The sequence below is a fragment of the Streptomyces sp. WELS2 genome, assembly GCF_013870595.1.
Classification (GTDB): domain Bacteria; phylum Actinomycetota; class Actinomycetes; order Streptomycetales; family Streptomycetaceae; genus Streptomyces.
This window is the reverse complement of sequence record NZ_JACBWZ010001357.1, coordinates 1-1,039: the sequence shown is the minus strand read 5'-3', so window position 1 is coordinate 1,039 and position 1,039 is coordinate 1. Positions and strand designations below refer to the sequence as shown.

Annotated in this window: 1 protein-coding gene; it reads right to left on the bottom strand. The window is 68.3% G+C overall.

All coding sequences use genetic code 11. The features are described from left to right. Positions 1-1,038 (bottom strand): AI-2E family transporter (locus H5J33_RS36345; protein ID WP_309485582.1); only part of this gene is annotated, 1,038 nt, incomplete at its 3' end. Position 1,039 lies beyond the last annotated feature (1 nt).

The following is a 1,039-nucleotide window of genomic DNA, read 5'->3' as shown; positions in this document are numbered from 1 at the left end:
CGGTGTCCTGCTGCGGTGCCCGTGCACCCGGGGGTCGTCCGTGACGGCGTACCGCTTCACGTACGCCCCGAGGAACGCCTGGAGGGTGGCCACCGCGGGGATGGCGATCAGCGCGCCGACCGCGCCCAGCAGCGCGGTGCCGGCGATGACCGAGCCGAAGGCGACCGCCGGGTGGATGTCGACGGTCTTGGCGGTCAGTTTCGGCTGGAGCATGTAGTTCTCGAACTGCTGGTAGATCACGACGAAGCCCAGCACCCACACCGCGTACCAGGGGTTGACGGTGAACGCGATCAGCATCGGCAGCGCGCCCGCGAGGTAGGTCCCGATGGTGGGGATGAACTGGGAGACCAGGCCCACCCAGACCCCGAGCACGGGCGCGTAGGGCACGCCCATGACCTCCAGCAGGATGTAGTGCGCGATGCCGGAGATGAGGGCCATGAGACCGCGCGAGTAGAGATAGCCGCCCGTCTTGTCGACGGCGATCTCCCAGGCGCGCAGCACCTCGGCCTGGCGCGCGGGCGGCAGGACGGAGCACAGGGCGCGCCGCAGCCGGGGGCCGTCCGCGGCGAAGTAGAACGAGAACAGGCCGACCGTGAGCAGCTGGAAGAGCCCGCCGAGCACCTGGGCGGACACGTCGAGGACGCCGGCCGCGCTGTTCTGCACGTATTTGCGCAGCCAGTCGGAGTGGAGCAGGCCCTCCTGGATGTCCACCCGCCTGAGCTCGGTGTGGAAGGTGTGGTTGGTCCAGTTGATCAGCGAGTCGAGGTACTCCGGGAAGCCCTCGACCATCTTGATGATCTGGCCGGCCAGCATCGAGCCGAGCAGGGTGACGAACCCGGCTATGACGATGGTCAGCCCGAAGAAGACCAGGAAGGTGGCGAGCCCCCTGCGTATGCCGCGGGCCGCCATCCGGCTCACCGCCGGCTCGACGGCAAGGGCCAGGAAGAACGCGATCAATATGTTGATCAACAGTCCGGTCAGCTGGTGGAAGGCCCAGCTGCCCAGCTGGAACGCGGCGATCAGCGCGAGCGCGAGCACC